The following is a 22,936-nucleotide window of genomic DNA, read 5'->3' as shown; positions in this document are numbered from 1 at the left end:
GAAAAATTATCACCCAACTAAAGTTATGTCACAAATCGAAGTAGCTCAAATCATCGAACAGATAAAGCAAGAAATCACTGTTGACTCTAATGGACAAGGTAAAGCCAGTATTCGGGCAACTGCAAGGCTGGCAGATGTACAAGATTCTTCGCTTCGTCGTGCATTACTAAGTGCGGCACTGGAACCTTCTGCATTAGCCCAAAGCCTTATACGACAAGGATTTAGCCCTGCGGCACTGGAAACCTGGAATGAGGGAATACCTGATATGGGTGTTGCTGCCGTTATTGAATATTACGCTTTTGATGCTGGGCGGTACTGCAAACAGCAAGCCAGACTTGTATGCAAAGCTTTTAACCGGATTGGTGTTCGCGCCTGGATGCAAGACATTATGGGCTGGACAAAACCCGCTACTCAACCACAAGAACAACCCACTACACCACCCCTCCCTCCAGTTGAACAGCGATTGCATACTCTTGTCCTAGCCATGAAAACTTTAGCTGAGTTAACTGGTGGCAGACTCAACCCATACATGGAACAGCAATTTAAAGACTATGCCGGGAATCTTTTGGCAGAACACAACAGAAAATTGCTAACCCCTTCAGAAGAACGCTGGCTTGGCGTGGTGAATTTTGCAGAGAGCGAACTTGGAAAAAAAGTCCCTATCAATGGCCCTCACTACCGGGGACATCTTGGGACATGGGTTCGCACGTTTTACCCACAGTTAGGCGATCGCCAAGAAACGCGATTGGTTAACGGTGTGCAACAACCCATCTATGTCTACGCTTGTCACGAGCCGGCTGTTGCGGCTGGGTTGACCAAAGCTATAGAAGAGTTCTTCGCTCATCCCAGTCCTGGAGCAGCGCTAAGGCAGGCGGGGGCTTTCGCTAGCAAGAAAGCTGTAGTTACTGCTTGATGGTCATCGGTCATCGGTCATCGATCATCGGTCATCGGTCATCGGTCATCGGTCATTGGTCATCGGTCATCGGTCATCGGTCATTGGTCATCGGTCATCGGTCATTAGTCATTGGTCATCGGTCAAGCAGAGCGATCGCCGAATCATCAAAAATTAAGACTTTTACAACAAAGGTAAATTTTACCTTGAGGGGAAAAGATATGGAACTCGGCTACTTCCAGAAAGATGTATTGATTGAAAAACTAGCTAAGAAATTCTACGCGCTCCAAGGCTATGTAGTCCCCGAATCATATCGAATGCAATCAGCTACACATCCAGCAGAAAGAGCGTGTGTGGCTATGGCTTTAACTGCAATCGAAGAAGTTGAGTTTGAACTTGCTAACGATGACGATACAGAAATTATCAAATGGCAGCGAGGGCAATCTCTGAGTGAAGAATGTCAATACTACTTTTGCAAATATGAGAAATTTACTTTAACACTATTGACTTTGCCACATACAAATATGACTCGTGTAGAAGTTTATTTAGAAAATACAAAGCTTTACGTTTCTGAAAAAACAATCAGCCCTCAAGAAGCAACAGAAGAACTACAGGATTTTATTAGCACACTTGCTGCACAATTACAAACTTTGAACCGAATTGAGTTTTAGGAGTATTTATGAAAGTCGTAGTTCAAGTAGTAGAAAAAATCGTTAGCGAAGCCCACATTCATATTCCTGATGGACTCACAGAAGATGCAATCAGACAGCACATCGTTGGATTTTATAACAGTGGCGAAATAACTCGTGATTTAAACATATTTCAGGTTGATTTTGAATCCATCAGCGCAACGATTGTTCAACAACCGCAGGAGGCAGTATGACTGTCACACCATTATTAAAACCCCAGACAGCTGTTCTTGAAACTGTCACCCGGCATCCATTGAACTTCTATGAGTCACCTTCATGGTTTACCACAGAACTCCTGCGTCATGTCCCGTTATCTGGTGTGATTGGTGAGCCTTGCGTAGGGATGGGAGCGATTGCATCATTACTATCGGTGTGGCCCTACACCAAGCAAATGTGGACGAACGATATTGATCCACATAAAGCAGCTGATTACTATCTGGATGCAACACTATCCGAGTCATGGGCTAATTTTCCCGATTGTGACTGGATCTGCACTAATCCACCATACTCGGATTTTGCTGCACCAATTATCAAGAATGCCTACCAGAAAGCGCGTGTAGGTGTCGCTGCTTTTTTACTTACCAGCTTTCTCGAACCCTGTGATGATCGGGCGGATTTCTTACAGCAGCACCCGCCATCACTTGTGATCATTATGCCGCGCTTCTGTTTTCGTAAGGATAAACGGGGTACTCGTTGGGCAACAGACAACATTACCATCTCGTGCTTTGTATGGGACAAACGCGCAACAGGGCAGCAAATTATTATTCGTCCCAAGTCGGCGATCGCTGGATTTTATAAGAACCCAGAACAGGCTATTTCACAGGAACGGGCAGAAGGAATTGTTCGGGCAATTGCCAAAGGAGAATTATGCAACAACTAACTTTATTTCCCGAATCTGTTCCTACTTTACCAGTCAACTATTATCCAGAATTTTTGAACAAGGAAGAAGCCGACGAACTCTACCAACATTGCCAAGAACTGCAATGGCAGCAAAACCAAATCAGGATGCTGGGTAAAACTATGCTTGTGCCTCGTTTGGAATGTATTTACGGGGATGAAGGCTGTGATTACCTTTACTCCAAAAGTGTATTACTTAAACCACTGCCTTGGACAGACGCTCTGGCTAAGTTACGCGACAGAATCACCGCAACTGCTGGTTATAACTTTCGCATCGTCATTGGCAATCAATATAGAAGCGGACAAGACAGTATCGGCTGGCATAACGACAGTGAAGCTTCAATGGGATTTAACCCAGCGATCGCCTCTGTCAGCCTGGGTTCGGTTCGTAAATTCCAAATTAAGCCCATTGGGGGCAAGCCGACTGACTTCTGGCTGGAGCATGGAAGTCTGCTGGTGATGCTTCCAGGCTGTCAGAGTACTCATCTGCATCAAGTTCCGAAAACCAATAAGGTTGTCAGTACACGGATTAATCTGACATTTCGCCCACACGTAGGGGGCAAGAGATGAGCAAATTCATAAATTGTATGAACAATACCAGTATCAACGCTTAGTTGGTGAATGGTTTTCTTTTTCTGATGCGGATGTTGAACCACTAAGTTTAGGCATGAAACGGAGGTTTAAGGTATGAATACAACAAGTGATCGCAAAGAGTTTTTACCCGTTGTTCCATCTTACTTTGATGAGTACGGGCTGGAGCCAATGGAATATCGCTTATATTCCCACATCGTCAGACGTGCTGGTAAAAACAGCTGCTTTGAATCTATCCCTAACATGGCTCGAAGCTGCTTGATGAATGAAAAAACTGTCCGAAAATCATTGCGGGTTTTAGTTGCTGCCAGATTAATCAAAGTTGTACAAGAGCGCAAAGGTAGAACATCCATTTACGAACTTACTCAACCAAGTGAGTGGCTTGACTCGCACTCTTTACCAGCGATTAGACAAGAATTCACTACAAATAGTGTTAATCAAAACTTGTCACACAATGATAATACCCCTGACAATAATGGCAGTGGTACCAAATCAGGAGGGGGTAGTGGTACCAAATCTGGTAGGGGTGTGGTTCCTGATTTGGTAGGGGTAGTGGTACCAAATCTGGTAGGAGTAGTGGTACCTGATTTGGTAGACGAAGTATATCCCAATAAGGTAATCCCATCTAAGGAATTCACACTTAATGCAGCACCCTCAACTCAAAACGCATTTCCCAGCCAAGAATCGTGTGTGTGTGAAACTGAACAACTAAACCTTGAAAAACCAACTCCAGAAAAACCAAGCTTAGAAAAATCAACCCCAGAAGAACCAACCCCACAATTACCCGCTTCCTTGTCAAAAAATTCCGAGTCTTTGCAACAAACCGATAACCCCTCTTGTAGGTCAATTATTCCGGCGGGGTCGTTCGAGAAAATCGAACAATCGAATAAAAAACAGGTGATTGATGACCCGTACAAATCCGCCCAGAACGTGAAAGACCTGATTGATGCCTGGATCACAGACCCGACTGCTTTTGCTGATGATTTTGTACCACTGGTTGTCAGAGAAAAAATCAAGTGGAATCGCTGGATTCTACCTTGGCACAGTGGACAGAGGAAGCTGAATAACTTGTACCAGAACTTCAACCCGATAGTCGTGGACTTCTTGGCTGCTGAGTTAGCCACTAAGTCGAAACGCTCGGCACAACTCGAAATTACTCATGCGATCGCAGTTATGAACACCTGGGAGAAAACCAAAGGGGGATGGACAAACCTGATGCAGCGTTTAAGCCAAGCTCAGAGTGCCGAAACTCAACGCCTTGCCCAACAACAAGCTATACAAACGGCTCACGCTGCCCCTAATGAGTTGAGGGCAGTACTCCCAGAAATCAGACAAGCGCGGAGATTTACGAAAATAGCATAGGAGAAAAAGCGATGTTTTCATCAGATTTTGCCCCAGATAACGTAATTTCAATGCCTAACCACTTACCACCCCAGGCGATAGAAGCTGAAGAAGTAGTACTTGGTGGCATTTTGTTTGACCCCGAAGCGATCGCTCGTGTAATTAAGATTTTGCAACCAGAGGATTTTTACGTTGGTTCGCATAAGGACATTTACCGAGCCGCAGTGCGATTGCACCAGTCTCAGCAACCAACGGATTTATTGTTTGTTACCAGTTGGCTGGAATCTCATGGCTTATTGCATAATATTGGCGGGAGAAATAAACTTGCGTCCTTGCTTAATTCTTGCGTGTCAGCAGTTAACGTCGATGCTTTAGCAGAGTTAATTCGAGAAAAAGCACAATTGAGAGCGGTGATCCAAACGGCTTTACAAATGGCGCGTACAGCTATGGATGCCCCTTTGACCGAAATGACTGCCACTTCAGTCATCGAAATGGGACAACAAAAGCTTTTAGAGTTGCGCCAATTGACTATGCCTTGTCAGATGAAGCTAATGGCTGACATCATCCCTGACGTTTATGCCGAGATTGAATTGGCCAATAACGGTGAAGATGCAATTGAGGTGAATGTCCCCACCGGATTCTATGATTTGGATGGTGTAATTGGCGGGATGCCCTTCGGTTCTTTGACCGTTGTTGGAGGTCGCGGCGGCATCGGTAAGTCTACTTGGGCATTAGATATTGGTATTCGGGCTGCTGCTAGCGGCTTAACAACCGCTTATTTTGCTTTAGAGATGTCTGCCTCACAAATGGTCAAAAAGACTCTCTCAAGGCTGGCAGCCCCTCATGTTCCTGCTGACTTGCTTTTTAAACGCAATGGACTCCGGGAATCTCACTGGAATCCTTTGGCTCAAGCTTGTGCTGACGCGATGGCGCTACCATTTTGGTTGAATGACAACCCTGTAATCACCACTTCACAAATCAAGGGTGATTTGCAAGATATACAAGCTCGTTGCGGTTCAGTTAGTTTGGTGATTGTGGACTATGTACAGTTGATTGAACCAATGCGCCGTGAACGTGGCGAAAACCGTGTGCAAGAAATCGACTCCATCTTGAAACAACTCAGAGCGATCGCTAAACAATTCAATTGTGCTGTCTTGGGTTTAGCGCAGTTAAAAAGAGAAGTTGATTCACGTTCCGAAAAGCGTCCAACCAAAGCTGATTTTCGAGAATCTGGAGGATTTGAACAAGAAGCTGCTGTGATGTTGGGTTTGTATCGAGAAGATTACTACGACAAGCAGACTACCCAAAAAGGCATTTTTGAAGTTTCAGTTTTGAAAAGTCGTTTTAGTAGTGAGACGACTGTTAATCTCTTGTTTGACGAAAGATTTGGACAGTTTAAAAATTTGGCTAAATCTAATTATTAAATACAACAGGAGTTCACCTGAGCATTGTAAGTGTTCATGCAAGTAGCACTCCAGCGATGGAATCAACCCAGAGATATAGCAATTAAAAAACTACTGTTGCCTTAGTCTAAATCAAAAGGAGGAGAAGATTATGATGAAGATCAATTTCCTGACCATTGATAAAGTAAACAAAATCATTGAGCTTGCTAAGAACTAAATTTTCATTGAAATAAGGATGAAAGAAATTGAGTTACGATAATACTGCCAAGTATTTAGCTGAATTGTATCCAGCCGAGTTTGCCAAGTGGTTGCTACCAGATAAAACTACAGAAGTTACAGTACTTAAAACTGAACTTTCAATAGATCCAATCCGTGCAGATTATGTCACATTTTTGCAAACAAGTAGCCGGATTTTGCACATTGAGTTTCAGACTCTCCCCAAATCTAATCCGCCAATTCCTTTGCGGGTATTAGACTATTATGTGAGATTGAAACGGCAATATAACACACCAATAACTCAAGTCGTGATCTTCTTGCAACAAAGCAGTGACCCTATTGCATTTACTGAAGAATACACGGATGAGTTCACAAATCACCGTTATCAAGTTATACGGTTATGGGAACAAGATTCAGATTTGTTTCTGGATAATCCAGCGCTATTGCCTCTTGCCCCTCCCTTTAACTCGAACTGATTCACCTGCCGCTTTATTATCCCAAGTAGCTCAAAATATCGCTAAAATTCCAGATAGGGATGAAAGGCAGAATATTGCTGGATGTACAGAGATATTTGCAGGTTTAAGGTTTGAAAAAGATTTAATTCGTCAATTTTTACGGGAGGATATTATGCAGGAATCTGTTATCTATCAGGATATTTTGCAGAAAGGAAAGCAACAAGAAGCATTTCAGTTTTTAAATCGTTTGCTAAATCGCCGTTTTGGAGAAGTTAATTCTTTACTAATCGAGCGAATTCGAGTTTTACCTATTGAGGAATTAGAGGCACTAGGTGAAGCCCTTTTAGATTTCTCATCAGTTAACGATTTGGTGAATTGGTTAGACCAATTAGGATAAAGCAAAAATCAGATAGGGAGTCGGATTAAAATATCCACTCCTTATTTCTAATGTCTCTTCATACAAGCATAAGACTTAAAAACCTATCCGTCATTTTATCACTATCATAATACCCCAACTAATAAATAGTTGCGTTGAAACAAATTGCTACTGACGGATTAGAACAGGAATTTTACAATCATTTTCTACGCAAGGCAGCCAACTGAGAATGATTGAAATTTACCAACCACTTTTACAACAATACCAACGATATGTAAGTCCTGCAAACAGCGATGGTGTACTCGCCCACTAGAGGCGATTGCTCTAGCCCAACAACTACTGAATTTTCAGAAGGCACTGTTATGAAAGCAATATCCGTTCGTCAGCCTTGGGCATGGGGAATTATTTACTCTACCAAAGACATAGAAAATCGTGGCTGGCCCATCAATTACCGGGGTGATATTCTCATCCATGCAGCGAGAAAGTGTACCAAGAAGGAATATGAAATTGCCTCTATATTCTGTCAAAGCATGGGTGTGTCTATTCCAGAATTAATCTCTCTACGTCGCGGTCAAGTTATTGGCATTGTCACAATAGTAGACTGTCGGTTCTCACAAGTTGCGTCTGGCTGGGGGATGCCTGAGCAATACCACTGGAAGCTGGAGAATCCACGCGAGATTGCACCGATTCCTTACATTGGGCGGTTGGGGATTTTTGAAGTGCCAGATGAACTGGTCAGGAGTGCGTAGGCGTAGCCCGTCGTAGACATCGCCTCATGAAATCAGTCCTCTCACTTTTCTCCGGCATCGGCGGACTCTGCCACCACGGAATATCAGCCGCAGGTCTATCCCACAAATTCCAAGTCCAGCAATTTGTCGAAATCTCCCCTTATTCTCAATCAAAATTGCGTCATGAACAACCAGGAATTCCAATCCACGCAGATATTACCAACTACCGTTGCCAAGAATCAATTCGCAATTCGCAATTCGCAATTCGCAATTATGAATTAGGAGTAAAAAATATGAATCAAAATATTAGTATTGCTAATAGAACTAAAGCTTTGGCAATAAGAATAGTTAAAGCTTGCACTTTCCTAGATGAAAAATCTGGTGTTTGCCGTACTTTATCAAAGCAGTTGTTACGAAGTGGTACTGCGATTGGGCCTAATGTAAGAGTTGCTCAATCGGCACAATCTGATAAAGATTTTCTTAGCAAGCTAGAAATTGCACTAAAAGAAGAAAGAGAAACTGAATACTGGCTGGAAATATTAATAGAGTCAGAACTGGTTGATAAAAGTAAGTTTGAGTCCTTGCTTCAAGAAACTAGAGAAATTGGAAAGATTCTGGTTTCATCTAGTCGAAAGGTGAAAGAGAAAATCAACAAGCTCAATTAATTGCGAATTGCGAATTGCGAATTGCGAATTGGTTTGACCCTCTGGACAGACCAAATTGGAAATCAGATTACGCAAGTACGGTTCTCTCATGAAGACCGAAGCTTTGAACCCGGTATTCGTGAGGTGGCTTTTGGGGTTCCCATTGGAGTAGCCAAGGGAATCAAGGGTAATTACGATGCTCGTCGCGCTTATGGTTTGAGTTGTTCTCCACGGCAAGCTGCGATCGCTTGGAAACGAATTGATTACCTGTGGAGTCTATTGTCCAGTCAGGAGGCATAACCATGATTAACCTTGTCCCGTCGCAATTACCAATTCGCAATTCGCAATTAAAATTACTGATAACTGAAACTTATCACTTAATCAAAGATTAGCATGTTAGCTTTGCACCCCAAGGGCTTAATTTCTAATTTCCTCTGCAATTGCGAATTGCGAATTGCGAATTGGTTTGATGAGGTTTTTACTTTCAGAGATGCGATCGCCCTTGGCGGGGCTTCGCCCATCGCACGAGTGACTGACTATGATTTAGAGAGGGTAGGATTATGAAAATTTACACCTCCGTGGCGAAGTCTGAGGCAAGGCTATTTCCATCTCGCTGTATCCTCAGTCTCAAACAATATTCTTAATTAGCCTTGCTGGGCATTAATGAATTTTTCAATTTCTACAGCTTTAATAAATCTTTATAAGAAGAAAAAATTTCAAAGATAAATAGGAAAGGGTTTTGACGCCGCTAGCTCCGTTTTCCTACGGATTCAGTTAAAGGTGTCATAAAGCTAATTGAAGTAGATCCACAGGAGACATAGCACCATCAACAAACTAATCTAGGGATGAACTATCTTGCTGGCAGGGCACATCAGGTAATGCATTGCTAGGAGTTCAAGCTGGAGCATTATAGTTGTCAATAAATCGTCGTTTTCAGAAATTTCTGTAACGGCGCTCTAAATAATATTTGAGGCACTTTAATGGATAGCATACACGCTGCAATTCTCACTAAAATTCTTACTGATAACGGGTTCATTTCTGGCACTATTACTGAAAAATTTATTCAGTGTCGGACGCCTGGCTATGATGATTACTTACTTAGATTTAGTTGGGATAATAATTCCGAATTAGTTGGGATTGAATTATTAGACTGCTGGGCAAATTCCATAATTTCATCTTGGAAAACTTCTTCCGCCATGATCCATTTAGTTTTGAGGCAGGTACAATTTTTCGTTAGAGAGTATGAAACTATTTGGCATTCATAAGCATAGATACTAATTAAAAGACTACGAAAGCAGGTGCTTTGATTATTTACTTAAGCCAAGCCTACTTAATTTCTTCACGTCAGATGCAGGGTTTGCCTGGTTGTGCAGGCTAGGGCATATTTTAGAACTAGTAAATTGAAAATGAAAGGGACAGCAATGTTTAAATTTTAATCTTTTTGGCTTTAGTTTTTTTCCAACACCGTTAAGACAGTTGAGCACCGTACAGTTAACCAATGAAAAAAGGGTAATTATTCTAATTTTTAACCTTGCAACTAAAGCATAGAAAATTACTTTTGCTCGCAACCAAAGTTAAGGTAATGATCATCATCAAAGGAATAGGTTTGTAAAGTTATTAACGATTAAAGATAAAATTTTGGATAAACTTTACGACATTTCTATATTCGCTCTCTATTTGATTAATCATTTGAGATAGTTCAGCCCATAATTGGTTATCGGCAGAAATTTCTAGACTTTGACACATCATTCCCAACCTTGCTGCACCAATACTAACGCTAGGAGAGCGCAAAGCATGAGCCGCTTTTTGTAGTTTTGTTCGCTCACCATTGGCGGCAGCATCCTTAATCATCTGCATTCTAAGTGGAGTATCTGTTAAATAAATATTCAGCAACTCGGCAACAAATTGATCGCCATCGCTGTCCAACATGGTTTGCAAATCTTGTAAAATACGCAAATCAATTACCAGATGTAAATTGGGAATTTCAAAATTTTCCACAATTGCTTCGAGCGCTTGAGTATCACTTAGATGACTAGTTCGGTAGCTCATAGGTCTAAAAATATACTTCTTATTCTATATAAGACATTTTCAAAACCAGTGTCAATTGTAGAATGACGGACTATTTGCTTGAAACCGCAAATTTTTGTCACCAATCCAAACCCTTCTGCATTATCTGTTGCCTTCTCCAAAGGATACGAAGACAGCTTCAGGCGATCGCTCTGGTGTAAATGCGCTCCAAAATTAAGGCTTAAAACTCATAATGTTTCTCTTTTTAGTTTTGAGTTAATTGTCTTAAGATAATTTCCTAAAGCTGTGCAACGGTTAATTTCATTAGTTCCAAAGAGCTTAGTTATAGTAAAAACGTCACCTATTCAACAAAAATCTCTTGCTCTAAATAGCGGCAAATCTTGTAGTTGTTCTACAATTCCCTTAACAATACGCCCACTGGGAACTTGACCACCGACTTTTTGTATTGCGGACTGCCACACAATAAGCTGTTAACGTGGTTCTAGCTTAGTCATCGGTCGGACTTAGCGTTCGCTAGTCGGCAAAATCTGATCCATTGGATCACATTCTGCCACCACATTCTCAAAAATAACCGCATAAAAGCATGATCACTGCAATATGTGCGATCGCCTTAGCCATCATACATTTGTTCTCAGGTACACTACAATTTATTAGAGCTAAACCGCGTAGTCGTTGGCTCTCATTTGGCAGTGGGGTATCTGTCGCTTATGTGTTTGTCCACATCTTGCCAGAACTGAGTAAAGCCCAAATAACACTCCAAAGCAGTTTGACTATTGGACTTGCTTTTTTAGAGCATCACGTTTATTTGGTGGCACTTTTAGGTTTAGCAGTGTTCTATGGCTTAGAACGATTCGCAAACAAGTCGCGTCAACGCAATCAAAAAGCAGGCAAGGGAGATGTTACTGCTTTAGACGTTTTTTGGATACATATTGCTTCTTTTGCTGTTTATAACGCCTTAATTGGCTACTTGTTAGTACACCGAGAAGAATCAAGTATCAAGAGTTTATTGTTCTATTCTTTTGCGATGGCACTGCATTTTATAGTCAACGATAATGGTTTGCGCGAAAACCACAAACAAATATATGATCGGATTGGGCGGTGGTTGTTAGTAGCTGCGATTATAGTTGGTTGGGTAATTGGCATTGGCACAGTAATTCATCAGGCGGCTATCGCGGTTCTCTTCGCCTTTTTATCGGGAGGTATTGTACTCAATGTCCTTAAGGAAGAACTACCAGAAGAGCGAGAAAGCTGCTTTTGGGCGTTTGCATTAGGTGCGTTCGGCTATGCAATCCTTTTATTAGCTCTTTAATTATTCAATGTCCCGTCTCCAAACATATTAGTTAAAATTTAATTTACAACAGCTTTCAAACGCTTTAAGCGCTGATTCTGTTCTGACCACTTTTTGCAAGCATCTTTAACGATTTTTATCTCTGAGGGCGATAAAAGCTCATCCCCTTGCCCAGAAGCTATAATTTTAGCCGCTATAACCGCTTCTTCATACTCCACACCGTACTTAACCAGTTCTGTGCAAAATATTTTTTCTCTTTCTTCTATTGATGTGAAATAACTACTTGTCATTGTTCAACAGATAATATAAGTCTTATTTTGAAACTACATTAACTAAAATAAGTTTCCGTTTCAAATCCTACGAATTCTATAAATTTATGACTTCTACCTAGAGATACTTGAATAAATATAGTTAATTTGCATCCATAGGGATAAGACGCTGTGAGGGTTTGAGAGCATCAAACAACAGAGATAATTTAGTATAAAGCAATTAACTTGTTATATAAAGCTTATTTGATGCTGCCTTAACTGTTAATAACAGATAATTCTTAAATAATCAATATTTATTAATAATAAATATCCCTGCTGGGGGGATTGTTATGTATCAAATATTATGTGTTTAATGAATTAGTACCTGATTTAACAAGAAAACTTTTCGGTTAATTCTAACCCCCGCTTCCCCAAAAACTTGAAGCGAGGGTTCTTTATAAGTTAGTCGCAGCTTATCAGAGATGTAACTCTCATAAAAGCTATGTTTGGCGACAAGCCGCAACTCTTGGAGACGCTAGGCGAATGCGTTTACGTACCCTGTTTGAAGCTGGTATGCAACTGCTCCCAAAGCCAAAAGCACCAATCCACCCCGCGATTTCTTTTGCCGAACAGCTTCGGATAGATATGCAAGCAAGCTTGGAATAACAGGAGAGCATAAGAAATGCTGAAATTAACTTATACTCAAAGCAGTTTTTATTTAGAATGTCTTACTCTCTCGCCAGAAGAATGGGTTGCCCAGCGAGTTATTTTGGGACTGCGAGTTGGGCAAAGTTTATCAATTCAACCTAGCACCGCCTCTTTTTTGCTTCCTGCTGATTTACCAGGACTAGAAGTGCTTAAGGCTAAGGTAAAAAGAGAGCACACAGGGATCATCACCCTTTGTGCCTGCGATGCGGAATATATGGAAGTCACCCTACAAGGTTCTTGGCTATTAGATAATTCTAAGGATGCTGTAGGTGTGTTTTTCGCCACCATGAGCAATCACACTGAGTTCTTTTTGCACAAACTTTGGCAGGAAGCTGAAACTTGGGTACGGTGTAGATAGGTCATCTGCAATAGTTCTACAGTACTACTAACACCTTTAGAAAAGTTTCTAAAGGCATTAATATTCCGTTATTTTATTGAAGTTGTCAAAGTCTTTCTATTGTAGATTGGCTATTTTCGGTAAGCGTAGTTTTGGTAATCTCCCGCCAATATCAGAGATGGGAGTTTAAGTAAGTTGAGTTATTTAGCAAAAATAACTCAACTGCATTGCGTAAATATAAGACTATCCAACCAAACTCTCGACACTCAAAGGAACCATATCCCCATTCCTGGTCAGCCCTAGCAACATCGGTTCTTGGGATTGAATTAGTTGACCTGTGAGTACACAGCGTTCTTCTTGTTGGGCTGTGGCAGCGATGCTAGCTCGAATGTCGGCTCGGGAAAATCGAGGCTTCCATTCACCTGATTTTTGCTGAACATAATTCCAAAGCACATCTCGAATCAAAGCTTGATATCCCTGATTACCAGCTACTTCTTTGAGCTTGTCTTTGAGTTCTCGTTCTAAGCGGATGCTGGTAACTTCCATATCAGTGGTTGGGGTGCGAACGCTCGTATGCATTACTATTTCTCCTTGAAGATATAGACAAGATATAGGACTAGTATTTGATTTTTGAAAAAGATACGAGAGATTTGAAAAGTTCACAACCCCTCTATCCGGTAGTCCGATGCCAATCAAGCCCAAGCGGAAAACCCGCCAAGGCAGCTAGCTAGCTGGGACTTTTCGCACTTATTCCCCACTTACTTACAGTCATTCTGGCGAATGTATACTGTAAGCCGAGCCACTACTTTGAGAACACATAAATAACTATAGATTAAATCAATTTTTATTGATACATCTGAAGTGAGGCAAATTCGATAATTGTTTCTGAAAATAAAAATATTAAAGAGAAACAGCCCCTTAAAATCATTCTGTTCCCTATCTGAAGGAATATTTTAAGCTGCTATAAGCTCATCGTCATTCATTTTTCTAGAATAATTCGCTTGTATTAAGGGCTACCCTACGAGTTCTGCTCTGGCAGTACAGAAGTAGCTTTTATGCAACTTAAATGCCAATTAGCTTATGACCCTTTTGAAAGCGAAAGCTAATGATTGTTTTTTGGTAGATCAACATTTAAACTAAATTTGATTTACAACAGCTTTCAAACGCTTTAAGCGTTGATTCTGTTCTGACCACTTTTTACAAGCATCTTTAACGATTTTTATTTCTGAGGGTGATAAAAACTCATCCCCTTGCCCAGAGGCTATAATTTTAGCCGCTATAACCGCTTCTTCATACTCCACACCGTACTTAACCAGTTCTGTGCAAAATATTTTTTCTCTTTCTTCTATTGATGTCAAATAACTACTTGGCATTGTTCAACAGATAATATAAGTCTTATTTTGAAACTACATGAACAAAAATAAGTTTCCGTTTCAAATCCTACGAATTCTATAAAGTTATGACTTCTACCTAGAGATACTTAAATAAAGATAGTTAATTTGCATCCATAGGGATAAGACGCTGTGAGGGTTTGAGAGCATCAGCCAACAAAAATATTAAAATATAATTAAATATTTTTCAAAGTCAGCGAGAAACAAACCCAAGGGTAGAAGAGATATTCGCTCAAGTGTTTATACGTAAGCAATTCAGGATTCGGTTACACAATTTCATCAATAAGTTATATTTGATAATCTTTTTCAGAAGCTATACTCAATAGTGCTGTTTAAAACCTGTAATTAACTTGATACATTGGTCAATCGAACGCAAAATTAGCAGTGGTTTCACTGTTGCTCTAATGCTTTTAGCCGCCATAGGTGGACTAGCTTGCTGGAGTACAAAAGAGTTAATTAGTACCGCAGCTTGGGTTGAACATACTCATGAAGTTCTTAAAAATTTGGAAGCTTTGCAGTCTCAACTATCAAGTGCAGAGTCCCAGCAGCGGGGTTTTCTGATTACAGATAACCAGGAATACTTGGATGCTTACTACCAAAATGCCAGTACCCTAAACGAGCAAGTCAACATTATTCGTGAGTTAACAGGCGACAACCCTGTTCAACAGCAACACATTCAAGCTTTAGAGCCATTACTAAAAAAGCGATTAACGCTATTGCAACAAACACTTAATATTCGGCGGCTCAAAGGATTTGAATTAGCACAGCAATTCATTGAGCAAGATGTTGGTCGAAGCGCAAACGACGACATCGGACAAATTATCAATGCTATGGTTGCCGAAGAGAATCGCTTACTCCAAATCCGCTCTGCCAAGGTTAAGTTTACTGCCAACTTCACCATGCTTGTTGTCGGTTCTGGTGGAATTTTATCATTTGGCTTAATCCCTTTAGCTGGAACTGGGATCAATCGTCATATCAAACGGCAAAAGCAGGTTGAAGCTGACCTTGTTAACAGTGAAAAAAAGCTCAAACTTTGGGTGGATGAACTCGAAGAACGCAATAATGAAATTTCTCAATTAGCTGAATTTAGCAATGTCTTGCAAGCCTGTTTTACCCAAGATGAGGCATACACAGTTTTGCCAGAACTGGTAAGTCCCTTATTCCCCAATACTAGCGGTGGTGTATTTCTTATAAGTGAATCAAAAACATTAGTAGAACCCGTAGCCACATGGGGAGATGACTACGCCTACTTCAATCTATTTACACCAACCGAGTGTTGGGCATTAAGACGCGGACGACCCTACTTTTTGAAGGATGCTCAAAGTCACTTACACTGCCAGCATCTTCACCCACCTTTGAAAGGGCAAACCCTCTGTGTTCCGATGATGGCACAAGGTGAGGCGTTAGGCATTCTGCATCTGATCGCTTTTGAGACTGAACAACTAACTTCAACCAAACAACTTCTAGCCAATACTGTTGCTGAACACATTGCGATTGCACTGGCAAATCTCAAACTGCGAGAAACTCTTAAAAACCAAAGTATTCGTGACCCTCTGACTAGTTTATTTAATCGACGCTACATGGAAGAGTCCTTAGAAAGAGAAGTCAAAAGAGCCGAGCGTAAGGGACAAGCGTTTGGTTTGATTATGTTAGATGTAGATCACTTTAAGCGATTTAATGATACATTCGGGCATGAAGCCGGAGATATTGTATTGCGAGAGTTGGGGCAATTGTTCAAGAACATGATTCGCGGCTCTGACATTGCTTGTCGCTATGGCGGCGAGGAATTCATCCTACTTCTTCCAGAGGCTTCATTGCAAATCACTCAACTCAGAGCAGAGCAAATACGAATTGGAGCCAAACATCTCAATCTACAACATCGCCGTCAACCACTTGGCGCTGTTTCACTTTCATTGGGAGTTGCCAGCTTTCCTCGACATGGTAATACTACTGAAACTCTAATTCAAGCAGCTGATGCTGCACTTTACCAAGCTAAAGCTACTGGACGGGATCTAGTTGTAGTTGCAGAGTAATTAATTTCTCAGCAAACAATTGGCAGTATCAATATTCAAGAAAGCGATTTCAGACAATAGGTATAATTGGTAATTAACTTAACCGTATATTTTCGATATAGGTTGAAGGACAATAATCTATATTTTCATATTCTTCAGTAGATTTTCGGACGGAAAATTGATTTTAAACTGTTAAGTATAAGTATAGGGCTTATATATCTTAATTGCCAGCTGATTAGATTCAAAGGAAAAAATGAACTTAACTACTTACAAAAAAAATACAGCGAGTTTTGTAATAGTAGTAGGAATTATGGCTGGCATTGGTATGATCTCCTATCGAAATCTGCTGGAATATCAAAAAAATATTCGATGGGTAACACACACATACACAGTCATTAAAAATACAAAAGAAGTAATTTTAGAAATTAATAATGCAGAAACTGGACAAAGAGGTTATCTGATTACAGGTAAAGGGCAATATCTCCAACCGTATGATATTGCAACTGACAAGATTCCCAAAACACTTCAAGTTTTACGTCAATTGACAAGAGATAACCCTAATCAACAGCGACGTCTTTCTATCTTTGAATCTTTAATTGCTAAAAAACTGGATTCGCTTAAAATAACGGTGAATTTTGCAACAAATAAGAATTTACCCTTGGCGCTACAGAGATTCGACAGTAAGGAAAGTCACAAGCTTTTGCAAGACATTCAAATGCTTGCTAAAGATATAGAAAGCGAAGAAAATCATTTGTTAAAACAGCGAACAATAGACATGAACCTCAGCGCTGCCAACACAAATGCATTTACTAGTTTTGCCAGCATTATAGCTTCTGCTTTAGTTGGTTTAGCAACGTTGTTCACTAACCAAGAACTAGCTAAACGCAAGCGGGTCGAGAATTCTCTCCAGCAGGCTAGTGAACATTTAGAAACTACGGTTAAGCAACGCACAGATGAACTTCTAAAAACTAATCAACAATTGCAAACTGAAATTTATCAGCATGAACACACTCTCAAGGCATTATCACTTCGAGAGAAGGAATTTAAGGCACTAGTTGAGAATGCACCTGACATTATTGCTAGGTTTAATACTCAATTACGCTACGTTTATGTTAATCCAGCTTTTCAAAAGCTTACAAACATTTTACCCCAAACTTTTATCGGGAAAGCTAATAGACAGTTGAATTTACCAGAAGAATTTTATCAAATATGGGAATATAAAATTCAGTCTGTTATTCAAACTAAGCAAGAGAACGAGTTTGAATGCAGTTTTCCCACTACCTCAGGTATAGAATATTACCATACTCGTTTGCTGCCTGAGTTTGCTGCCGATGGTTCAGTAGAATTTGTTATGAGTATTGCTCGTAATATTACTGCTCTCAAACTTGCACAGGCACAATTAATCCATGATGCCTTTCATGATTCTCTAACCGGACTGCCTAACCGTGCTTTATTTATCGAACGCTTGGAGCGTGCTATTGCGCTGACAAAACGACGTACAGATTATAAGTTCGCTGTATTTTTTCTTGATGTAGATCGCTTTAAAGTTGTCAACGATAGTCTCGGCCACACAATTGGCGACCAATTACTAAATGCGATCGCACGAAGACTAGAGACTTGTTTACGCTCTCAAGACACAGTTGCTCGTATTGGAGGAGACGAATTCACAATCCTGCTTAATGATTTTAAAAACTTGAATGACATAACGTTCGTAGTTGAAAGAATAAATGCAGTTATCACATCTGCCTTTAACCTCAATGGACGTGACGTATTTACTAACGTCAGCATTGGTGTAGCCCTTAGTAAAAGTAGTTACAATCTGCCTGAAGAAATCCTACGTGATGCTGATATTGCTATGTATCGTGCTAAGGCATTGGGGAAAGCACGCTACGAGCTATTTGACTCAACCATGTACGCCCAAGCTACAGAGCTAATGCAGTTAGAGATGGATTTACGACACGCAATTGAACACCAGGAATTTATTATTCATTATCAACCGATTATTTTATTAGAAACTTACAAAGTAATTGGCTTCGAGGCTCTAGTACGTTGGCAGCATCCGCAACACGGATTTGTTTCTCCAGACAAGTTTATTCCCATAGCTGAAGAAACTGGGCTGATTGTCCCTATTGGCTACTGGGTAATGCGTGAAGCTTGCCGTCAACTGCGTGCTTGGCAGGAGCAATTTCCTACTAGCCCACCCTTGACAATCAGTGTCAATATTTCCACTAAACAGTTTTCACAACCTGATCTAATAGGACAAATTCGCCAAATTTTGCAAGAGACTGGAGTTGAAGGCAGAAGTTTGAAACTGGAGATTACTGAAAGCGCAATTATGGAAAATACCGAATCTACTACTGCTATGCTCTTACACTTGCAACAGATGAATGTCCAGTTACACTTAGATGATTTTGGCACAGGCTATTCCTCTTTGAGTTACCTACACCGCTTCCCCACTAATGCCTTAAAGATTGATCGTTCTTTTGTAATGAACATTGGTGTTAATGGAGAAAACTTGGAGATTGTTCAAGCAATCATTACTCTGGCAGACAGTCTTAATTTAGATGTGGTTGCAGAGGGTGTAGAAACTGTTGAGCAACTCGCACAGCTTGCAATTTACAAATGCAAATATGCACAAGGATATTTTTTCTCCAAACCCTTGAATAGCAATTTAGCCAGCACCTTAATCGCATCTGGGCTTAACTTTGAGTCAAATTAAATTAACAATTCGCAATTACAAAAATAAAAAATACTTAAATAAAGAGTACCTAAACTTTGTTTAAGTACCCCCTATGCAAACTAATGACTAACCACCCAATAACAGCTTAGTTGCTGTCTTGTTTTTCCTAATCTTGCTTGAGACAGATTACTTACTCATAATTCGTTGGTTGCGCTCCAGGGCAATCCAACTATATCTGACAGTTAATAGTTCGTGAGTAGAAGCTCCCCTAGCTCAATATTGCCTTTGACCAACGCTAATGCTACTTTACTTCTTAGAGTTTTTGTGCCTCGTAGGGTCAACTAACCGATATGATTGGTCAGATTCACTCGTTGGAGGAAACGGATTTCCAGCAGTTGATGTTACCTCTAGCCCGGTGCCTTTTCCATTAGAATTAATTACTTCATACTGTCCACTGATGGGAGTGCGTTCCCCTGGACTATGCAAAGAATATTGAGGCTCATCTGATTGGCTTAACTGTGCAGTAATAGGACTGTAAATTAGAGTGAACTGGCTTTTAATTTCAAAACCTGGAAGATAGCCACCGTGGAACGGAATATCTGACAACTGACTGAATGTGTTTTTAATGGATGAGATTGGTTTAAGCAATTGTGAGTTGTTCTGGCTCCATCTAATAATTTGTGCATCTAGTAATTCTTGAAACTCAACAGCGTGTACTGTCGCATCATCTGAGAAAGTTTGGCTATCTGCAATGATCGATAACTTCAGAGTCAGCAAAAGTATCGTTTGTATTTCTAAAGAATCGTCTACCGAGGTAACTTGCGTACAAGACTCTTCTACATAAAAACCAAATTGGCTTTTAAAATGTGAAAAGCTCGGTGTTTGAAGTTGTTGACTAAGATATGACAACAATCCGGTATCTGGATCTGATAGAATCTGGCGAACTATGGGGATTTGTGTCATAAATATTTTGCGAGTTTTAAATTTAACGTTTTCTTTCCCAACAATTTCATCAGATTCAGCACTTTGAGACATCCATCAAACTGACGAAACTTAGCTCAATCACTCTGCTGATTTACTTAAAACATCTTTCGTGCTGCAATTTGCCAGATAATTGCTTCCATCTCCGACTAAGGGAGCAATCATAGACTGTGGGGGCAATACGGTTTGGTTAAGACATCTCTTTGCCCTTGACAGCAGAGGAGTTTTTGAGCATAGCTATGCGCCCCTATAAATCCGATCAAGACTGAACCTTGAGTTGAAAGGTTCTTTCAAGTCACAGACCTCAATGGTGTTGTGATTCAACTCGTTCAATGGCTCACGGAAAACAGTTGTTAATAAATGAAAAATTTTTAAGTGGTGAAGGTTTCAAAGCAGGCAGAGCTAAATTCATATTAGCAGTTTATATGCTTGGTATTAACTATCTCTTGGTGGATATTAGCATAAGTATATCTGCCTTAATAATACACATGATGATAGTGCCAGTTTTACTTTTTAATAGTGTAAATAAAGATAAGTACTTCAAGAGATAACTAAGTATGGCAACCTTATCTAATCCCACACTATCAATCGATCTTTTTACTAATTCAGAGCCAGATGTCAGTGTAACGGTCGATGTCAGACTCACTTCATTTGAGACTTTTCTTATTGAGAATGAGGTTGGTTTCCAACTCAGAGCTAAACTAGTTAGAGATAATGGTGGTTTCAACGGAGGAGATAATAACTTGTTCTTGTTTCCAACTCAAAACATCACTAGTACAGGGACTTATACTTTTCAATCGACAGAAAGCTTAAGCACCCTGAAGGAAGATAGTGGCTTGCTTAACTCCAGTGATGAGATATTCGCCAATTTTAGCCTCACAAGCACAGAACGAATTTTTCCATTGAATGTATCGATTAACAGCCCTACCATTGAGGTCAGAGCCGTTTCATTTTCTAAATATCTCGAAAAAACAAGGGTTTTAGCGATTAATAATTGATTGTTTTATTACCAGTCTGCCGATAAAATGAACAATCTTAGTATTATTTAAGTGCTTAACGTCACCCCCATTTACATTTTTTTCGCTAACCATCTTGATGAATCCTGTTTGAGGTGGAATGAAACAGCCCTGCCACTGCTTCACTAAAAAAATGAACGCAGATACAGCAACAAATTCAGTTCTCCCGTGTCACTGTCTTCTCAAGTTAAGACTCCCAAAAGTTTTCTGCACCACTAAGCTTCTAGACAATGATGCTACTGTGATCGCGTTTAAGGCATCTATCCGAAAAAGAGATTTATGTCCAATTAATAAATTCTCCAACAAGGGACTCGTATTTTCCATAAATTTGGTGTAACTTGTTAATTCCGTGCAAATTATTTACACCCGACTGACCCCTACTTTCTACAAATCTACTGTCATCCAAATTTTTTGCCAATGCCTTTGAGGGAACAGCCAATGAATACTTCTAATCAGATACATACAAAAAAAATCATCAAAGAATCTGAGAAGCTGCCTTTGAAGCAAATGATGGAAATCGAAAAAGCCGAAGACCAACTTCAAGCAGCTAATACTGTTAAGATACATACAAAGAAAACCATCAAAAAATCCGACAAGCTCACGCTAAGACAGATGAAATTAATCGAAGAAGCAGAAGACCAACTTCTTCAAGCTAATACTGACAATTCTACTGCCCCTGTGGTTGAGGTTGAGGAGCAACCAGTAGCAATTTCAGAGCCTAGAGTTCCTGACTATGTTCCATTCCTTGACAATCCTCCAGTGCAATCGGTGGGCAAATCAGGCTGGCAGATTTCTGATATTTGGCGTGATATCCGCGTTGATGATTTCTGCGGGTAAAAACCTAGTAAAGATAGCTGAAAAAAATACGTTGCTATTGTGTGTACGCATTGTCACAAACAGAAGTTTTCTTTTGATAAAGAAGCCTAAAAGATAATTAACGATAGCACTAAAATTGAATGCATAGACGATGCCTGCGACTCATCGCAGACATCGCAATGGCATCAGGTAGTTGAATGGGTAAACGAAAGAGAAGACATCACAAGACATCCTTCCCTTGGATGCTAGAAGAAAAGAATCTGTTCATTACAAGGACTGGTAACGAAATAGTTACAGATGCAGGATGAGAGAAAATTTCATTTGAAGAAGCCAGAAAACTATTTAGTCCCGAAACTTTTCAAGAGTGGTACGAACTGTTCTTAGAAAATACAGATATCTTGGAAATACTTTCAGAATCTAATACCAAATTATTGTGAAGCTGCATGAAACAGGAGAAGGGTGAAAGGTTTGCCAAGCAAAGGTTTTAGCTTTCTCATTCTATGCAACTTCATAAAAAATTGGTATAACGTCGATATAGATTTAGATGATGAATCAGCACCAGAAATCTTTGAAGAGCTTAAGAGCGATGGCGTAACCGCCATGAGTCGGTGGCGATCGCTCTAGCAATAACGTAGCGTGGGTGCGGCTTACATGCTCTTTCAAGCGATTTATGGACGGATGCTTGGAGCGGGGTAAAGCACCTAACATAAATTGTTGAACTTTATTATTCCTATAGACTAAGGCATCATGTAAGAATAAGTTGTACAAATTTAATCTGGAATAGGCTGTTAGCTTTACTTCCCAGTAAAAAGTGTTCAAGTTATTTTTGCAAGACTCCTAAGGCAACCGCCTGAGCAACTTTTGTAAACTATCTTTGCACTCAGTCAAACTTATAGTTGCATTGTGCCTATAATAAGTTACGGCTAACTATAACTGAAAGTTAGCACCGTGTAAATGGTTATCGCTTGGATCACGCATCAAAGGCGATACCGAAGACAAGCAAAATTTATCGGCAGCGCAATAGTTTCATTCCGTTACCAACATGCACCCTCTGCGATCGCATGTTGGTGAATGTGACTTACACCATAAAGTGACCGTTTTTTCCGCCATAAACTGTCCGCAACGGAGGCTGAAATACTTGATTTGTCGTAGTGCGATCGCTCTGCGAATATTAGGTTTTGAAACCATAACGTGACCGA

General features: G+C 40.3%; 26 protein-coding genes and 1 pseudogene. 22 read left to right on the top strand and 5 right to left on the bottom strand.

The genetic code is table 11. The features are described 5' to 3' along the window. Positions 1-25: 25 nt before the first annotated feature. The 13 genes and pseudogenes from H6G96_RS29140 to H6G96_RS29075 all read left to right on the top strand — a co-directional run bounded on the left by H6G96_RS29140 (position 26) and on the right by H6G96_RS29075 (position 9,497). The gene (locus H6G96_RS29140; protein ID WP_190916058.1) at positions 26-913 is read left to right on the top strand and encodes a hypothetical protein; all 888 of its coding nucleotides are present in this window, start codon (positions 26-28) and stop codon (positions 911-913) included. Beyond that, complete coding sequence (locus H6G96_RS29135) at positions 913-1,563, top strand: hypothetical protein (protein WP_190916159.1); 651 nt, start codon at positions 913-915, stop codon at positions 1,561-1,563. Before H6G96_RS29140 ends, H6G96_RS29135 begins: the two co-directional genes overlap by 1 nt. 8 nt (positions 1,564-1,571) lie before the next feature. Next, positions 1,572-1,775: a hypothetical protein gene (locus H6G96_RS29130; protein ID WP_190916056.1), complete on the top strand. Its 204-nt coding sequence runs from the start codon at positions 1,572-1,574 to the stop codon at positions 1,773-1,775. Further along, on the top strand, positions 1,772-2,461 hold the full coding sequence (locus H6G96_RS29125; protein WP_190916054.1) for a hypothetical protein: 690 nt from the start codon (positions 1,772-1,774) through the stop codon (positions 2,459-2,461). Before H6G96_RS29130 ends, H6G96_RS29125 begins: the two co-directional genes overlap by 4 nt. Further along, a complete protein-coding gene (locus H6G96_RS29120; RefSeq protein WP_190916052.1) occupies positions 2,449-3,048 on the top strand; it encodes an alpha-ketoglutarate-dependent dioxygenase AlkB in 600 nt (199 codons plus the stop codon). Before H6G96_RS29125 ends, H6G96_RS29120 begins: the two co-directional genes overlap by 13 nt. 117 nt (positions 3,049-3,165) lie before the next feature. Beyond that, complete coding sequence (locus H6G96_RS29115) at positions 3,166-4,431, top strand: helix-turn-helix domain-containing protein (protein WP_190916050.1); 1,266 nt, start codon at positions 3,166-3,168, stop codon at positions 4,429-4,431. 11 nt (positions 4,432-4,442) lie between these two features. Beyond that, on the top strand, positions 4,443-5,834 hold the full coding sequence (locus tag H6G96_RS29110; protein ID WP_190916048.1) for a DnaB-like helicase C-terminal domain-containing protein: 1,392 nt from the start codon (positions 4,443-4,445) through the stop codon (positions 5,832-5,834). 224 nt (positions 5,835-6,058) lie between these two features. Next, a pseudogene (locus H6G96_RS29105) lies at positions 6,059-6,881 on the top strand (DUF4351 domain-containing protein). A 341-nt stretch (positions 6,882-7,222) separates the two neighbouring features. Beyond that, positions 7,223-7,609 carry an ASCH domain-containing protein gene (locus H6G96_RS29100; RefSeq protein ID WP_190916046.1) on the top strand — a complete coding sequence of 129 codons (387 nt, stop codon included), beginning with the start codon at positions 7,223-7,225 and terminating at the stop codon, positions 7,607-7,609. Between the two features lie 272 nt (positions 7,610-7,881). After that, the gene (locus tag H6G96_RS29090) at positions 7,882-8,253 is read left to right on the top strand and encodes a four helix bundle protein (RefSeq protein ID WP_190916151.1); all 372 of its coding nucleotides are present in this window, start codon (positions 7,882-7,884) and stop codon (positions 8,251-8,253) included. After that, positions 8,254-8,532, top strand: coding sequence for a hypothetical protein (locus H6G96_RS29085; RefSeq protein ID WP_242063432.1), 279 nt, complete (start codon positions 8,254-8,256; stop codon positions 8,530-8,532). It abuts the gene before it with no gap. A 93-nt stretch (positions 8,533-8,625) separates the two neighbouring features. After that, positions 8,626-8,796 (top strand): hypothetical protein, encoded by a 171-nt coding sequence (locus H6G96_RS29080; RefSeq protein WP_190916044.1) that lies wholly within the window; start codon positions 8,626-8,628, stop codon positions 8,794-8,796. A gap of 416 nt (positions 8,797-9,212) precedes the next feature. Continuing rightward, on the top strand, positions 9,213-9,497 hold the full coding sequence (locus H6G96_RS29075; RefSeq protein WP_190916041.1) for a hypothetical protein: 285 nt from the start codon (positions 9,213-9,215) through the stop codon (positions 9,495-9,497). A 352-nt stretch (positions 9,498-9,849) separates the two neighbouring features. On the opposite strand, the gene H6G96_RS29070 is transcribed toward H6G96_RS29075, so the two are convergent. Then, the gene (locus tag H6G96_RS29070) at positions 9,850-10,281 is read right to left on the bottom strand and encodes an Hpt domain-containing protein (protein ID WP_190916039.1); all 432 of its coding nucleotides are present in this window, start codon (positions 10,279-10,281) and stop codon (positions 9,850-9,852) included. Between the two features lie 562 nt (positions 10,282-10,843). Here H6G96_RS29070 and H6G96_RS29065 point away from each other — a divergent pair. Next, the gene (locus tag H6G96_RS29065; protein WP_190916037.1) at positions 10,844-11,569 is read left to right on the top strand and encodes a hypothetical protein; all 726 of its coding nucleotides are present in this window, start codon (positions 10,844-10,846) and stop codon (positions 11,567-11,569) included. A gap of 38 nt (positions 11,570-11,607) precedes the next feature. Here the strand turns inward: H6G96_RS29065 and H6G96_RS29060 are convergent, their stop codons facing one another. Continuing rightward, positions 11,608-11,838: a hypothetical protein gene (locus H6G96_RS29060; RefSeq protein WP_190916035.1), complete on the bottom strand. Its 231-nt coding sequence runs from the start codon at positions 11,836-11,838 to the stop codon at positions 11,608-11,610. Positions 11,839-12,339: 501 nt separating this feature from the next. On the opposite strand from H6G96_RS29060, the gene H6G96_RS29055 reads away from it, so the two are divergent. Together H6G96_RS29055 and H6G96_RS29050 are read left to right on the top strand one after the other, a co-directional pair. Continuing rightward, on the top strand, positions 12,340-12,462 hold the full coding sequence (locus H6G96_RS29055) for a hypothetical protein (protein ID WP_347242289.1): 123 nt from the start codon (positions 12,340-12,342) through the stop codon (positions 12,460-12,462). A 16-nt stretch (positions 12,463-12,478) separates the two neighbouring features. Next, the gene (locus H6G96_RS29050) at positions 12,479-12,862 is read left to right on the top strand and encodes an alr0857 family protein (protein ID WP_190916033.1); all 384 of its coding nucleotides are present in this window, start codon (positions 12,479-12,481) and stop codon (positions 12,860-12,862) included. 222 nt (positions 12,863-13,084) lie between these two features. Here the strand turns inward: H6G96_RS29050 and H6G96_RS29045 are convergent, their stop codons facing one another. Both H6G96_RS29045 and H6G96_RS29040 read right to left on the bottom strand, forming a co-directional pair. Then, positions 13,085-13,420, bottom strand: a complete 336-nt coding sequence (locus tag H6G96_RS29045; RefSeq protein WP_190916031.1) for a hypothetical protein — start codon at positions 13,418-13,420, stop codon at positions 13,085-13,087. Positions 13,421-13,977: 557 nt separating this feature from the next. Further along, a complete protein-coding gene (locus H6G96_RS29040) occupies positions 13,978-14,214 on the bottom strand; it encodes a hypothetical protein (RefSeq protein WP_190916029.1) in 237 nt (78 codons plus the stop codon). 368 nt (positions 14,215-14,582) lie between these two features. Between H6G96_RS29040 and H6G96_RS29035 the strand changes: the two genes are divergently transcribed. Then, positions 14,583-16,265: a GGDEF domain-containing protein gene (locus H6G96_RS29035; RefSeq protein ID WP_242063431.1), complete on the top strand. Its 1,683-nt coding sequence runs from the start codon at positions 14,583-14,585 to the stop codon at positions 16,263-16,265. A gap of 232 nt (positions 16,266-16,497) precedes the next feature. Beyond that, positions 16,498-18,963, top strand: a complete 2,466-nt coding sequence (locus H6G96_RS29030) for an EAL domain-containing protein (protein WP_190916027.1) — start codon at positions 16,498-16,500, stop codon at positions 18,961-18,963. Positions 18,964-19,230: 267 nt separating this feature from the next. On the opposite strand, the gene H6G96_RS41610 is transcribed toward H6G96_RS29030, so the two are convergent. After that, positions 19,231-19,959, bottom strand: coding sequence for a hypothetical protein (locus H6G96_RS41610; protein WP_190916156.1), 729 nt, complete (start codon positions 19,957-19,959; stop codon positions 19,231-19,233). A 278-nt stretch (positions 19,960-20,237) separates the two neighbouring features. Between H6G96_RS41610 and H6G96_RS29020 the strand changes: the two genes are divergently transcribed. From H6G96_RS29020 to H6G96_RS29005, 4 genes are all read left to right on the top strand, one after another. After that, positions 20,238-20,456 carry a hypothetical protein gene (locus H6G96_RS29020; RefSeq protein ID WP_190916025.1) on the top strand — a complete coding sequence of 73 codons (219 nt, stop codon included), beginning with the start codon at positions 20,238-20,240 and terminating at the stop codon, positions 20,454-20,456. A gap of 6 nt (positions 20,457-20,462) precedes the next feature. Continuing rightward, positions 20,463-20,903, top strand: a complete 441-nt coding sequence (locus H6G96_RS29015; RefSeq protein WP_190916023.1) for a hypothetical protein — start codon at positions 20,463-20,465, stop codon at positions 20,901-20,903. Between the two features lie 456 nt (positions 20,904-21,359). Further along, on the top strand, positions 21,360-21,758 hold the full coding sequence (locus H6G96_RS42935) for a hypothetical protein (RefSeq protein ID WP_347242288.1): 399 nt from the start codon (positions 21,360-21,362) through the stop codon (positions 21,756-21,758). A gap of 438 nt (positions 21,759-22,196) precedes the next feature. After that, positions 22,197-22,361, top strand: a complete 165-nt coding sequence (locus tag H6G96_RS29005) for a hypothetical protein (RefSeq protein ID WP_190916022.1) — start codon at positions 22,197-22,199, stop codon at positions 22,359-22,361. Positions 22,362-22,936 lie beyond the last annotated feature (575 nt).

The sequence above is a fragment of the Nostoc sp. FACHB-892 genome, assembly GCF_014698795.1.
GTDB lineage: Bacteria > Cyanobacteriota > Cyanobacteriia > Cyanobacteriales > Nostocaceae > Nostoc.
The sequence above is the reverse complement of the archived record's forward strand: the minus strand, read 5'-3'. Positions and strand labels throughout refer to the sequence as shown.